This is a genomic window from Mycobacteroides sp. H001 (genome assembly GCF_001440005.1).
Classification (GTDB): domain Bacteria; phylum Actinomycetota; class Actinomycetes; order Mycobacteriales; family Mycobacteriaceae; genus Mycobacterium; species Mycobacterium gwanakae.
On the sequence record NZ_LJYH01000042.1, the window covers coordinates 190,285 to 203,914 of the forward strand.

The following is a 13,630-nucleotide window of genomic DNA, read 5'->3' on the forward strand; positions in this document are numbered from 1 at the left end:
ATTCCTCCTAATACCCGGCGTTAAACCATTGTGTCGGTGGCGGGCAGCTCGAAGGCGTGGTTACCCCAGATTTGGTAAGCCCGCTCGGCGTCGTTGGCAGCGTGCACACGACCGGCGTGGGCATCACGCCAGAATCGCTGAACCGGAGCGTCATTGGACAACGCGGTAGCACCGGAGTTCTCGAACAGCAGATCGATCGAGGCGATCGCCCGGCCGGTGGCACGCACCTGGTCGCGGCGGGCCGCGGCGCGTAGCTCGAACGGAACCTCCTGGCCTGCCGAGATGAGCTTGTACTCGTCGCCCACATTCCCGATCAATTGGCGCCACCCGGCGTCGATATCACTGGCCGCCTCGGCCACCCGCACCTTGGTGAACGGATCATCCTTGGCCTTCTCACCGGCGTACGCGGCGCGCACCCGCTTGCCCTGGGCCTCGACGTGGGCGTCGTAGGCGCCATATGCCATGCCCATGATCGGCGCGGTGATGGTGGTGGGATGCATGGTGCCCCAAGGCATCTTGTACACGGGTGCCGTGTTGGTCTCGTAGCCACCGGCCGTCTGGTCGTTCATCTTCTTGTACGACAGGAAGCGGTGCGACGGCACGAACACGTCCTTGACGACGACGGTGTTGCTGCCGGTGCCACGCAGACCCACGACGTTCCACACGTCGTCGATCCGGTACTCGGTACGCGGGATCAGGAAGCTGCCGAAGTCGACCGGACGGCCGTCCTTGATCACGGGGCCACCGAGGAAAGCCCAGGTGGCGTGGTCACAACCCGAGGACCAGTTCCACGCGCCGTTGACCAGGTACCCGCCGTCGACGACGACGCCGGCACCCATCGGCGCGTACGAGGAGGACACGCGCACGTTGGTGTCGTCGCCCCACACCTCCTCCTGCGCCTTCTGGTCGAACAGGGCCAGGTGCCAGTTGTGCACGCCGATGATCGAGGAAACCCAACCGGTGGAGCCACAGGCGCTGCCCAAACGACGCACCGCCTCGTAGAAGGTGGTGGGGGCGGTCTCGTACCCACCCCACTGCGAGGGCTGCAGCAGCTTGAAGAAGCCGATCTCCTGCAGTTCGGCGACCGTGGCGTCAGGCAGACGCCGCAGGTCCTCGGTCTCCTGCGCGCGCTTGCGCAGGATCGGCAGCAGGTCGTCAATTCCTGCGAGAACCGCCTGAATCTCGTCCCGCTGTTCGGTCGTCGTCACTGCATTTCCTCCACTGCTGTAGTTAGCATCAGTCGGCACAAACTAGGGCTAGTAGTTCGCGACACCCGCTGTACACCCACGGTGGTAGCGCGTGTTCCCTGCTGAGACTAGAACACGTTTCGATCTGTGTCGACACCGCCTCGCCTACCCCAGGAAGGCGGGCTCATCTGGAACGAAGCGACGACGGTGTTGTAGGGCCAAAGGTCAATTCTGTAACCTGTTCTAGTTCCACGAAGCTGGCGGCTCTTCGCGCAAGCGGCTCATCGCCCCCGGGCGACGTACAACTGACGGAGGAAATCACGTGACGGACGTTCCGCTGGGGAAACACGTCCTCGAGGTTCGCATCGCCGAGGTGATCGACGAGACCGCCGACTCCCGGTCGCTGGTCTTCGACATCCCCGAGGACGCGGCCGACAAGTTCGCGTACACACCCGGCCAGTACCTGACGCTGCGCATTCCCTCCGATCGCACTGGATCGGTGGCACGCTGCTACTCGCTGTCCAGCTCACCGCATATCGACGAGCGGTTGACTGTCACGGTCAAACGCACCGTCGATGGTTACGGGTCCAATTGGCTTTGCGATAACGCGCATGCCGGCATGCACATGCACGTCCTGGCGCCCTCCGGAGTATTCGTCCCCAAAGAACTCGATCGTGACTTCCTGCTGCTGGCCGCAGGTAGCGGCATCACCCCGATGATGGCGATCTGCAAGTCCGCACTCTCACAGGGCAGCGGCAAGGTGGTGCTCATCTACGCCAACCGCGACGAGCGGTCGGTGATCTTCGGTGCGGCACTTCGCGAACTGACGGCGCAATATCCGGATCGGTTGACCGTCATCCATTGGCTCGAATCGGTCCAGGGGCTGCCCTCACAACAAACCCTGGCCACTCTGGCCGCCCCGTTCGCGGCCGGACACGAGGCCTTCATCTGCGGCCCCGGGCCGTTCATGGACGCCTCGGAGGCCGCGCTCAAGGGCAACGGCATGCCCGAGGAGCGCGTGCATGTCGAGGTTTTCCGTTCCCTGGAGAGTGACCCGTTCGCCGAGGTGGTGCTGGCCGAGCCCTCCGACGACGATGAACCGCCTGCCACGGCCACCGTCGAACTCGACGGTGAGACCCACACGGTCAGCTGGCCCCGGAGCACCGTCCTGCTCGACGTCCTACTCGCAAAGGGACTGGACGCACCGTTCTCTTGCCGCGAAGGGCACTGCATGACCTGCGCCTGCATCTTGAAGGACGGCAAAGTCCGCATGCTCGTCAACGACGCGCTGTCGCAGAACGACCTCGATGACGGGTACATCCTGGCGTGCCAGGCGGTTCCCGAGACCGACGATGTCAACGTCACCTTTGATGAGTGAACGCCAGGTTCAGAAAAAAGATCTCAGCGACGCGGCCCCACCGGGCCGATACGATTCCCCCATCATGAGCTCCCTGAAAGCGGCGCTGGCCGCCGCATCACTGGTGGTCACGTCCCTGGTCTTCCCGGGCACGGCCACCGCCGAGGTCAAAACCACCGACGTCAGCACGCCCGTCGACGAGGGGCGTCAGCTCGAGGTGCACGCCACGGCCGACTGCCGCAAGGCCGAACGGCAGTGCTATTACACCGCGAGCTTCAACCTTCGGACTCCCAACGGAATTGAGGGATTCGGGGGCGATCTGTGGGCCAAGCAGACCACCGAGCTGCGTACCTCGGACCGGATGAACTATCTCTGGGTGCAATGGGCCGACAATCCGAACACCGTGGAGCACAACGGCGGTAGCACCTGGCTGCTCACCACCGTCTACTTCGGTGGAGGTGACGTCGACCGCTTCCGGATCACCGGCACCACCCAGCCGACCGACTGGGCGACCGGACAACCCAAGCTCGACGCCGACTACATCGTATGCAGCCACGTGGAGGCCAGCATCGGCGGCCGGAGCGTAATCTCGCCCGACGCCTGCGCACAGGCCCGCTTCAGCTAACCGTCACCAGACGGCGTACTGAGCACCCGCTCTGACCATGTAGGTGTGCGGCCCGCGTCTATGCGACAACAATTGGTCTGGCCGGTAGTTGTCGCATAAACGCGGGCACCAGACGTGTGTTGTTTAAGACGCCAGTCCGACAATGTCGGCGCACCATGACATGGTGCTGAGCATGAATGCTCGGGCCCGGTCGCTGCGCACCGATTTGCGTTACCTGCTCGTCCTGCATATCCATCGCCACGGGCTCACCACGGTATCCGAGATGGTCACCATGTTGGCGGACATAGGTTTTGACGTAGATGGCCGGCCGTCAAAGACGATCTCGGATGCACTGCGCACCGATGTCAAGCTCGACCGAGTTCGTCGACGCGGCCGTGGCCTCAGTCCGGGCGCTCTCCCGCGCAGCACCCAACACCGCATGCGCACCCGAGCTGACTGCTGGCTGTCAACGCGGCAGACCGAGCAACCGCTCCCCTGCCACGCTAAGCAGGATCTGTGTGGTGCCCCCGGCAATCGACAGGCATCGGTCCCGCATGAACAGCCACATCTCGTGTGACTCCACCGCTCCATGAGAGTCCACGTAGTCGAGGATGTGCTCCGACAGCCCCTGACGATGCCGCACTCCGACGAGCTTGCGCACGCTCGAGGCCGCACCCGGATCCTGACCACCGATGGCGCGCAGCGCGGTGCGCAGATCCAGCAGCGCACCCGTCTGCGCCGAGCACACGAATACACCAAGCGTATCTAGTTGTGCCCCATCTAATTCTGCGTCTCCGATGAGCGTCAGCAGCGACTCCATGGCCTCGTCGAGCGTGCCGCCCCCGGCCATGGCCACCCGTTCATTGGCCAGTGTGGTGCGGGCTAGACGCCATCCATCGTCGGCCGATCCGACCACATTCTCGTCCGGAACGATCACACCATCCAGGAAGACCTCGTTGAACATCTCCTCCCCAGTGATCTCACGCAGCGGCCGCACGGTGATTCCCGGGGTCTTCATATCGAGCAGGAAGTACGTAATACCCTTGTGCTTAGGAACATCGGGGTTGGTCCGCGCCAGGCAGATCGCCCAGTCCGCAATCTGAGCCTTGGAGTTCCACACCTTCTGTCCGTCGAGCTTCCACCCGCCGTCCACCCGGGTTGCCTTGGTACGCAATGCCGCAAGATCACTACCGGCACCGGGCTCGGAGAACAGCTGGCACCATTCGATCTCACCGCGCAGTGTGGGTGCGACGAATTGCGCTATCTGCTCTGGAGTTCCGTGCTCGAGAATGGTAGGAGCCGCCCACCACCCGATCACGAGGTCGGGGCGGGTGACTCCCGCGGCGTGCAGCTCCTGATCGATGAGCAACTGCTGCGCGGCCCCCGCGCCCAGCCCGTACGGAGCGGGCCAGTGCGGGGCCAGGAAGCCCGTCTCGGCCAGCCGAACCTGGTGTTCATCTTTTGGCGCCGAAGCGATTTCCGCAGCGGTGGCAGCGACCTGAGCCCGCTGGGTCTCCACCTCACCGAGGTCGATGGTCAGGGAGCGGCGAGTTCCCCCGAGGGTCAGCGCGGCGGCCTTACGCCGCCATACCGCCGGCTTACCCAGGAAGGACTGCAGTGCGTAGGCACGCCGCAGGTACAGGTGCGCGTCGTGCTCCCAAGTGAACCCGATGCCGCCAAGAATCTGAATGCAATCCTTGGTGTTGACCACCGCGGCATCGACCGCCACGGCCGCCGCGACCGCGGCGGAAAGCGAAAGCTGATGGAAATCAACACCATTGGCCACCGCATCCTGCGCGCATCCGGCAGCATCCCAGACCGCGACATCTGCCTGCTCGACCCTGCACAGCATTTCGGCACACATGTGTTTGATGGCCTGAAAGCTGCCGATCTGCTTACCGAACTGCTCACGCACCTTGGCGTACTCGACGGCGGTCCGCAGCGCCCAGCGCGCCACACCCACCGCCTCGGCCGCGAGGGTCACCGTCGCAAGATCGGCGACCACGGCCTTCGGCAGACTCACCGGATGCGCCTCGGCGCCGTTCAGGGTGATCGCGGCCCACGGGCGGGAGAAATCAGTAGCCTTTTTGACGTCCACCGTGGCACCCGCACCCGCGCAGTCGACCAACACCCAACCATCGGGCCCCGGCGCAAGCAGCACTCCATCGACGGTGCCACCCAGCACCGCGGGCAACACGCCCGAGGCCAGCCCGTCGGCGACGGTCAGGCTCCCGGTGAGGGCCAGGCCCGCCGTGCGCTCACCGGAGGCCAGCGCCGCCACCAATTCCGCCGGCCCGGCGGGCGCGAGCACCACAGCAGCCAACGCACTGGTGGCAACCGGCCCCGGCACCAAGGACGCCGCGGCCTCGTCGACCATGGCGATCATGTCGTCGAATCCGGCACCCGAACCGCCTGCGGCCTCGGGCACCGCGACACCGAATATTCCCAGCTCAGCCACCCCGGCATAGGCCGGGCCCCACCCGTGGGGGTCGGATTCCATCTTGCGGACCGACTCGATGACAGCCGCGCTCTTGGCCCACTGACGGACAGCGTCCCGGGCGGCTTCCTGAACATCGGACGACACAGATTCTCCTCGGCTTGATTCGGGTACACGAGACTAGAACGTGTTCTAATATCGTGATTGGGTTCAGTGTAGTAGGAACGCATTCAGGCTGTACAGAGCACTACCGGAGGGCCAGGGAGACCTGAAACGACCGACGGTCATCCGTATAGTCGTGCGCTGAAACCGTCCCGTGGACACGCGGGATTGAGCACAGGGAGTACAGACGCCATGGCAACGCCTCGGACATCTAACGCATCGGAAGCCGTGCAGTCGGATAACGGTGACACCGACGCCGCGAATCAGCCTGCAGCCGTCTCAGCACTGTCCGATGACGATCTCGGTTCGACCGCGCAGCGCGAGCGCCGCAAGCGCATCCTGGATGCCACCTTGGCCATCGCATCCAAGGGCGGGTACGAAGCAGTGCAGATGCGTACTGTCGCCGAACGGGCAGACGTCGCCGTGGGCACGCTGTATCGGTACTTCCCCTCCAAGGTGCACCTGCTCGTGTCCGCGCTGGAGCGCGAATTCGAGCAGATCGACGCCAGATCGGATCGCAACACCGTCAGCGGCAGCACCGCGTACGAACGCCTGCACACGGCGATCACGCGGCTGAATCGCAACATGCAGCGCAACCCCCTCCTTACCGAGGCGATGACCCGCGCCTTGGTCTTCGCGGACGCCTCCGCCGCCGGTGAGGTTGATCACGTGGGCCGGCTGATGGACGGTATTTTCGCCCGCGCGATGGCCGGTGACGACGACCCTTCCGACGCGCAGTTCCACATCGCCCGTGTCATCTCGGATGTCTGGACCTCCAACATGATTGCCTGGCTGACGCGTCGGGCGTCGGCAACCGACGTGAGCCACCGTCTCGATCGCACCGTCAGATTGCTGCTCGGCATTACCTGAGCAGCAACGCTTGGCCTAGCCAGCCCGCCGTAGGTAGCGGACGTAGACTCGGGACCCGTGGTGAGTGCCCAAGATCTGCCTGTCGAACTGCGCCGGGCTCTTTCCGAAGTCGCCCGTACTCCTCGGCTGTTGGTGGCCTCCGACTACGACGGAACCATCGCTCCGCTGGTCAACAACCCCGATGACGCACGCCCACACCCCGAGTCGACCACGGCGTTGCGGGCGTTGGCGGGACTGCCGTCGACAACCTCGGCGCTGATCTCCGGGCGCGCACTGCGTGACCTGGCGACCCTGTCGCGGCTGCCCTCCGAGGTACATCTGGTCGGTAGCCACGGATCGGAGTTCGATGCCGGCTTCGTGCATGCCATCGACGGAGACGCCAAGGCGCTATTGAAGACCATCGCCAACAAGCTGTCGGCCATCGCCGCCGAATACGCCGGGGTGGCTATCGAGCTGAAACCGGCGAGCGTCGCACTGCACGTACGTAATGCCTCGGAAGAGGACGGCGATGCCGCGCTGTCCCAAGCACTTACCGTGGCCAACGGATGGGGCGCGCAGGTCACCGAGGGCAAAAAGGTTCTCGAATTCGCGGTTATACCCACCGACAAGGGACAGGCGCTCGACATCTTGCGCCATCAGGAAGGCGCGACCGCCGCGGTGTTCTTCGGCGACGACGTCACCGACGAGAAGGCCTTCAAGCGACTGCATGGCCCCGACGTGGGTGTCAAGGTGGGCGACGGAGAAACACTCGCCGGATACCGCATCCCGGACACCGAATCGGTGGGCACCGCACTGGCTTTCCTGCTTGAGGAACGTCGCACCTGGCTGCTCGGCGGTCACGCCACCCCCATCGAGCGTCTCACCATGCTCGCCAACTCACGCACGCTCGCGCTGGTGACCCCCACCGGTGACATCACCTGGATGTGTCACCCGGAACCCGACTCGGCAGCCGTCTTCGCCCACCTCCTCGGTGGGGATGAGGCCGGGCACTTCACCATTGGCCCCGCACGGTCAGCGCTGCCACTCGGCCAGAAGTACATCGACAGCACCATGACTGTTGAAACCCGTTGGGCCAGCCTGCAGGTCACCGACTACCTGGCGCACGACGAGATTCCCGGGCGTACCGATCTGATCAGGGTTGTCACCGGCGAGGCCGATGCGGTGGTCACGTTCGCCCCGCGCCCCGAGTTCGGTCAGACACCAGTGCAGCTGGTAGCCGACGAGGGCGGTCTGCGGGTGCTGGGCACCAACGACCCGATTGTGCTGCGCGCACCCGGCGTCACCTGGAGCATCTCCGCCGACGAACAGACCGCCACCGCGACGATCAGCCGCTCCAACCGGCCGATCGCTCTCGAATTACGCTGCGGTACCGAAGATTTAGGGCCAAACCCGGTCCCCGAACCTGAGCTGCGGCGCCGCGCCGAGTCGTATTGGCGCGACTGGGCGCAGACCTTGACACTCCCCGAGCGCAAGCCCGGACTGATGAAGCGCTCGGCGCTGACGCTGCGCGGCCTGGTGCATGCCGAATCCGGCGCGATCCTTGCGGCCGCCACCACGTCATTGCCGGAAGACATTGGCGGCATTCGCAACTGGGATTATCGGTACTGCTGGCTGCGCGACGCCTCGATGACCGCATCGGCCCTGGTGGCGTTGGGATCTCTAGGCGAGGCCGAGGGCCTGTTGGGCTGGCTGCACCGAGTGCTGGAGCACCTACCCGGCCCAGATCGCCTGCACCCGCTGTACACCTTGTCTGGAACCGTGCTACCGCCCGAGGCGGTGATCGACTCGCTGCCCGGATACGCGGGCTCACGCCCGGTCCGCGTCGGCAACGCCGCCAACTCACAAGTGCAGCTGGACGTCTTCGGTCCCGTGGTGGAACTGATCCACGATCTGACTCACGCCCGCAAGCGTCTCGGACACGCCGAACCGCTGACCGATGCCGACTGGAACCTGGTATCCGACATGGTTCTTGCCGTCGAACGCCGGTGGTACGAACCCGACCACGGAATCTGGGAGATCCGCGGCAATCCGCGGCACCACGTCTACTCCAAGGTGATGTGCTGGGTGACCGTGGACCGAGCGGTGAAACTCGCCGAAGAATTCCAGCGCGAGACTCCCGCGGGCTGGGCCGGACTACGTGACGAGATCGCCGCCGAGGTCATCGACAAGGGGTGGAACGACTCGGTGAAGTCCTTCACCGCCGCCTATGACGGCACAGATCTGGATGCTGCCACCCTGTACATCGGACTGTCCGGGCTGATCGAGCCCACCGACCCCCGGTTCACCGCGACAGTGATCGCCACTGAAGCCGAGTTACGTAGTGGTGCAACGGTTTACCGATACCACCGCGATGACGGCCTGCCCGGCGGAGAGGGCGGCTTCCATCTGTGCGCCGCCTGGCTCGTGGAGGCCTACCTGCTCATCGGTGCGCGATCACAGGCCGAGCTGCTGTTCGACCAGTTGGTCAAGGCCACCGGCCCCACCGGCCTGTTGTCCGAGGAGTACGACCCGGTGGCCGAACGCTCGCTGGGCAATCACCCGCAGGCATACAGCCACATCGGGCTGCTGCGCTGCGCCGCCTTGCTGTCCTAACGGCCATTTCGCCGCGCCACCGGCGGCGCGGGCATAGCGTTCAGCCATGAACCCCATGCAACGTCTCAGCTCCCTGGCGTCGCAGCAGTTTGGCAAGGTCAACAAGGCCCTGACAACGCCGACCGGACAGCTCACACCACACGCCATCGCCAAGCTCGTCACACCGAGCCGAAGTCTGCGCTCGTCGGTCCGCAAGAAGATCGTCATGATCACCGGCGGCTCGTCCGGCATCGGCCAGGCCGCAGCGCTGCAGATCGGCGAGGCCGGGGGCACGGTACTGCTCGTCGCCCGCTCCGAGGACAAGTTGCAGGAGACCGCCGCGCAGGTTCGCGGTGTCGGCGGGACCGCCCACGTGTTCCCGTGCGACCTGTCCGATATGGATGCCATCGATCGGATGGTGAAAGACGTGCTTGCCGAGCACGGCAGGGTGGACATCCTCATCAACAACGCCGGTCGATCGATCCGGCGCTCGCTGGCCCTGTCCTACGACAGGCCACACGATTTCGAGCGCACCATGCAACTGAATTACTTTGCGCCCCTGCATCTCATCCTCGGCTTCATGCCGGGCATGCGTGAGCGCAAGTTCGGCCACGTCATCAACATCTCGTCCATCGGGGTGCAGACAAAGGTGCCACGATTCGGCGCGTACATCGCATCGAAGGCGGCGTTGGACACGGTCTCCGATGCGTTCCAGGCCGAGACGTCGGACGAGGGACTGCGTTTCACCACCATTCACATGCCCTTGGTACGGACACCGATGATCGCGCCGACGACGCTGTACCAGAAGTTCCCGGCCCTGACCCCAGACGAGGCGGGCGAGGTGATCGCCAAGGCGATCATCGAGCGGCCCCGGCGAGTGGCTTCGGCATTCGGACGGATCGCCTCGTTCGCAGATTCACTCACCCCGGAAATCATGGACGCGGTGCGCAATCAGGGGTACAAGATGTTCCCGGACTCCGATGCCGCCAAGGGGGTCAAGAACCTCAAGCCCGAAGAAGTTGACAGCGGACAGCAGATCTTCATCGACGCCACACCCGGGGTGCACTGGTGAGCCTGCCCAAGCCAGAGGCCGCCGGCCCCGTCGTCATCACCGGGGCGTCCTCGGGCATAGGCACCGAGCTGGCGTACGGGCTGGCCAAGCGCGGATACTCGTTGACGCTGGTAGCGCGCCGCAAGGACAGGATGGACAAGCTCGCCGACATCCTGACGGCACGCCACCACATCGAAGTCGGCGTGCAGGCACTGGACCTTGGCACCGAGTCCGGCCGCGCCGAGCTGCGCGAGTGGATTGCCGCCAATCGCATTGCGGGATTGTGCAATTCTGCGGGGTTCGGCACCAGCGGGGTCTTCCATGAGTTGCCGTTGGATCGCGAGCGTGAAGAGATCGAGGTCAACGTCATCACACTGGTCGAGCTGACCCATGCCGCGGTGGCAGGCATGGTTGATCGGGGGACCGGGGCCGTCCTGAACATCGCCTCGGTTGCCGCCTTCCAGCCGATTCCGTACATGGCGACCTACGCGGCGACCAAGGCCTACGTGCAGTCCTTCTCCGAGGCCGCGCACGAGGAGCTGCGGGGCACGGGCGTGTCCTGCACGGTGCTGTGTCCGGGACCGGTGCCTACGGAATGGGCCGAGATCGCGAGTGCGGAGCGGTTCAGCGTGCCGTGTGTACAGGTCTCTGCGAAGCAAGTGGCCGCAGCGGCAATCAAGGGCATGCAGCAGGGTGCGCGCAGCGTGGTCCCGGGAGCGGTACCCCAGGCGATGACCGTGGCCGGGCGATACACCCCACGATCACTGCTGCTACCGGCACTGCGCGTGGTCACCAAGCTCAGCGAACGCTGACACGTTTTGCACTCTCCTCGCCCATCCCCCATAATGAAAACCGTTTTCATTACTGGAGAGCTGGAGGTCTGCTGTGCACGCTCGCGTGACTGGGTTGGCTTTGGCGGTTACGACCGTAGGAACGCTCGCGCTCTCCGGCTGCGGCCAAGGCGCCCAACGGTCCAGCGAACCCACGGTGGTGGCCTCCACGGATGCCTGGGCCTCAGTGGCCCAGGCCGTAGCCGGTGACCACGCCAAGGTGAGCGCATTGGTCAGCGGCGCCAACACCGACCCACATTCCTTCGAGGTAACGCCCGCGGCCGCGGCGCAGGTCCAGGACGCCACGCTGGTTGTGTACAACGGCGACGGCTACGACCCGTTCATCGACAAGCTGCTCAAGGACGGCCAGCCTCGGGTCAACGCCTACCAGCTTCTGCCCGCGGACTCCGCCGACAAGAATGAGCATGTGTTCTACAGCCTGAGCACCGCGAAAAAGGTGGCCGATCAGGTTGCAGACGAACTTGCCAAGGCGGACCCGGACGACGCCGATAGCTACCGAGCGAATGCCAAAACATTTGGGCAGCAGCTTGACTCCATCTCAGATCTGCAGCACGGCATCGCCGAGAAGGACCATGGCAAGGGGATCCTCGCGACCGAGCCGGTGGCCAGTCACCTGGTCTCTCATTGCGAACTGGTTGACCGTACGCCCCACGACTTCGCCGAAGCCGCCGAGCAGGGCCAGGACCCCTCCCCCGCCGATGTCGCCACCGCGTTGGACCTGATCAACACCAAACAGGTTGCGGCACTGCTCTTCAACTCTCAAACGGCCGGACCGGTCACCAATCAGCTCAAGCAAGCCGCCGAATCTCATGGCGTTCCGGTGGTGACGGTGACCGAAACCCTGCCGGACGGCACCGACTACATCACCTGGCAGCGACGCACCACCGAACAGCTCGCGACCGCCCTGAGATAATGGCCGAATGAGTACCGCGACGCTGTGCAATGCATCGCTCAATCGCGGCGGACGCACCCTGTGGCAGGATCTGGATCTCACGGTCGAACCCGGTGAGTTCATCGCGGTATTGGGCCCCAACGGTTCCGGGAAGACCTCGCTGCTGCGCCTGCTGCTGGGGCAGGTGCCACTCACCCGAGGCACCATGAGTGTCACCGGCGAACTCGGGTACGTCCCCCAGCACCGGCTCGCCGACAACGCGCTGATTCTGCGTGCGGAGGATCTTGTCGGCCTCGGAATCGACGGGCATCGTTGGGGTTTGGCGGCGTTCAACGGCGCCCGCCGCGCGCGCCAGCGTGAGGCGATCAAACTCGCACTGGATCAGGTCGACGCGACCCACCTGGCCACCAAGGCAGTCTCGTCGCTGTCCGGAGGTGAGCTACAGCGGGTACGCATCGCGCAGGCACTGGCGGGCGATCCCGCGCTACTCCTCTGCGACGAGCCGCTGTTGAACCTGGATCCGGCTAGTGCACAACAGATTTGCGCCCTGATCGACAAACGGCGCAGGAGCGCACAAACGGCGGTGCTGTTCGTTACGCACGAGATCAATCCGATCGTGCCGTATGTCGACAGAATCCTGTACCTGGTGGACGGACGCTTCCAGATCGGCACCGTCGACGAGGTGATGACGACGGAGACGTTGTCACGGCTATACCGCGCGCAGATCGACGTGGTGAAGGTACGTGATCAGTACGTGGTGGTGGGCGAAAACCAGCAGCTCACGTCAGAGTGCGCCGAGCACGCCCATGAATAACTTCTTCAATCTCTCACTCACCGCCGATCTGCTCGGGCGCGACTTCGTGCAGCAGGCGATCCTCGCGGCCGCTCTGCTGGGATTGCTGGCCGGGCTCATCGGCCCCTTCGTGATCATGCGCCAGATGTCTTTCGCCGTCCACGGCTCCAGCGAGTTGTCACTAACCGGTGCCGCAGCAGCGCTGCTGGCCGGTGCCAATGTCGGGACCGGCGCACTCCTCGGAAGCGTGGTCGCGGCAATCCTTTTCGGGATCCTCGGGCAGCGCACCAAGGATCGCGACTCCTCAATCGGTGTCGTCATGGCCTTTGGGCTGGGGCTGGCAGTGCTTTTCATCCATCTGTACCCGGGACGCACCGGCACCAACTTCGCACTTCTGACCGGACAGATCGTCGGCGTCGGATACAGCGGGCTGCTGATGCTCGTCGTCGTGAGCCTCGTGGTGGGCGTGGTGCTGGCCGTCACCTACCGGCCGATGCTGTTCGCCACCGTAGACCCCGATGTGGCCGAGGCGCGCGGAGTGCCGGTTCGCACCTTGGGCATCGTGTTCGCGGCCCTCGTAGGCCTCACCGCGGCACAGGGTGTGCAGATCGTCGGCGCGCTACTGGTGATGTCGCTGCTCATCACACCCGCGGCGGCCGCCGCTCGCGTCACCTCGTCCCCGGCGCGCGCCATCGGCCTGTCGATCCTCTTCGCCGAGATCGCCGCGGTCGGTGGCATCGTGCTGTCGTTGGCGCCAGGGGTGCCGATCTCGGTCTTTGTCACCATGATCGCGGTATCGATCTACCTGCTCTGCCGGGTCATCGGGCGATATCGGCAGGCCTGAGCGGGCTAGGC

11 protein-coding genes and 1 pseudogene are annotated in these 13,630 nt (G+C 64.8%); 10 read left to right on the forward strand and 2 right to left on the reverse strand.

Annotated elements, in window-relative coordinates; genetic code table 11:
• Window positions 1-20: 20 nt before the first annotated feature.
• Complete coding sequence (gene hsaA / locus AOT83_RS20550) at window positions 21-1,208, reverse strand: 3-hydroxy-9,10-secoandrosta-1,3,5(10)-triene-9,17-dione monooxygenase oxygenase subunit (RefSeq protein WP_030095770.1); 1,188 nt, start codon at window positions 1,206-1,208, stop codon at window positions 21-23.
• 301 nt (window positions 1,209-1,509) lie between these two features.
• Between hsaA and AOT83_RS20555 the strand changes: the two genes are divergently transcribed.
• The 3 genes and pseudogenes from AOT83_RS20555 to AOT83_RS27015 form a co-directional block, all read left to right on the forward strand.
• Window positions 1,510-2,565 carry a ferredoxin--NADP reductase gene (locus AOT83_RS20555; RefSeq protein ID WP_030095771.1) on the forward strand — a complete coding sequence of 352 codons (1,056 nt, stop codon included), beginning with the start codon at window positions 1,510-1,512 and terminating at the stop codon, window positions 2,563-2,565.
• Between the two features lie 64 nt (window positions 2,566-2,629).
• Window positions 2,630-3,169, forward strand: coding sequence for a hypothetical protein (locus tag AOT83_RS20560; RefSeq protein ID WP_057965288.1), 540 nt, complete (start codon window positions 2,630-2,632; stop codon window positions 3,167-3,169).
• Between the two features lie 172 nt (window positions 3,170-3,341).
• Window positions 3,342-3,593: pseudogene (locus AOT83_RS27015) on the forward strand (hypothetical protein); the annotation flags it as partial.
• Window positions 3,594-3,614: 21 nt separating this feature from the next.
• Here AOT83_RS27015 and AOT83_RS20565 read toward each other — a convergent pair.
• Window positions 3,615-5,732, reverse strand: a complete 2,118-nt coding sequence (locus tag AOT83_RS20565; RefSeq protein WP_057965269.1) for an acyl-CoA dehydrogenase — start codon at window positions 5,730-5,732, stop codon at window positions 3,615-3,617.
• 207 nt (window positions 5,733-5,939) lie between these two features.
• On the opposite strand from AOT83_RS20565, the gene kstR reads away from it, so the two are divergent.
• The 7 genes from kstR (at window position 5,940) to AOT83_RS20600 (ending at window position 13,619) form a co-directional block, all read left to right on the forward strand.
• The gene (gene kstR, locus AOT83_RS20570; protein ID WP_030095774.1) at window positions 5,940-6,617 is read left to right on the forward strand and encodes a cholesterol catabolism transcriptional regulator KstR; all 678 of its coding nucleotides are present in this window, start codon (window positions 5,940-5,942) and stop codon (window positions 6,615-6,617) included.
• 60 nt (window positions 6,618-6,677) lie between these two features.
• Window positions 6,678-9,209 carry a trehalose-phosphatase gene (otsB, locus tag AOT83_RS20575; protein WP_030095775.1) on the forward strand — a complete coding sequence of 844 codons (2,532 nt, stop codon included), beginning with the start codon at window positions 6,678-6,680 and terminating at the stop codon, window positions 9,207-9,209.
• 46 nt (window positions 9,210-9,255) lie between these two features.
• Complete coding sequence (locus AOT83_RS20580) at window positions 9,256-10,260, forward strand: SDR family NAD(P)-dependent oxidoreductase (RefSeq protein WP_030095776.1); 1,005 nt, start codon at window positions 9,256-9,258, stop codon at window positions 10,258-10,260.
• Window positions 10,257-11,051 carry an SDR family oxidoreductase gene (locus tag AOT83_RS20585; RefSeq protein ID WP_057965270.1) on the forward strand — a complete coding sequence of 265 codons (795 nt, stop codon included), beginning with the start codon at window positions 10,257-10,259 and terminating at the stop codon, window positions 11,049-11,051. The genes AOT83_RS20580 and AOT83_RS20585 overlap by 4 nt, the downstream gene beginning before the upstream one ends.
• A gap of 73 nt (window positions 11,052-11,124) precedes the next feature.
• Window positions 11,125-12,003: a zinc ABC transporter substrate-binding protein gene (locus AOT83_RS20590; RefSeq protein WP_057965271.1), complete on the forward strand. Its 879-nt coding sequence runs from the start codon at window positions 11,125-11,127 to the stop codon at window positions 12,001-12,003.
• 7 nt (window positions 12,004-12,010) lie between these two features.
• Window positions 12,011-12,796: a metal ABC transporter ATP-binding protein gene (locus tag AOT83_RS20595; RefSeq protein ID WP_057965272.1), complete on the forward strand. Its 786-nt coding sequence runs from the start codon at window positions 12,011-12,013 to the stop codon at window positions 12,794-12,796.
• Window positions 12,789-13,619 (forward strand): metal ABC transporter permease, encoded by an 831-nt coding sequence (locus AOT83_RS20600; RefSeq protein WP_057965273.1) that lies wholly within the window; start codon window positions 12,789-12,791, stop codon window positions 13,617-13,619. Before AOT83_RS20595 ends, AOT83_RS20600 begins: the two co-directional genes overlap by 8 nt.
• Window positions 13,620-13,630: the final 11 nt, after the last annotated feature.

Excerpts from the sequence above, each read along its gene's own strand:
- AOT83_RS20560 (WP_057965288.1), top strand. The coding sequence starts at position 2,630 with ATGAGCTCCCTGAAAGCGGCGCTGGCCGCCGCATCACTGGTGGTCACG.
- kstR (WP_030095774.1), top strand. The coding sequence starts at position 5,940 with ATGGCAACGCCTCGGACATCTAACGCATCGGAAGCCGTGCAGTCGGAT.
- AOT83_RS20580 (WP_030095776.1), top strand. The coding sequence starts at position 9,256 with ATGAACCCCATGCAACGTCTCAGCTCCCTGGCGTCGCAGCAGTTTGGC.
- AOT83_RS20595 (WP_057965272.1), top strand. The coding sequence starts at position 12,011 with ATGAGTACCGCGACGCTGTGCAATGCATCGCTCAATCGCGGCGGACGC.
- AOT83_RS20600 (WP_057965273.1), top strand. The coding sequence starts at position 12,789 with ATGAATAACTTCTTCAATCTCTCACTCACCGCCGATCTGCTCGGGCGC.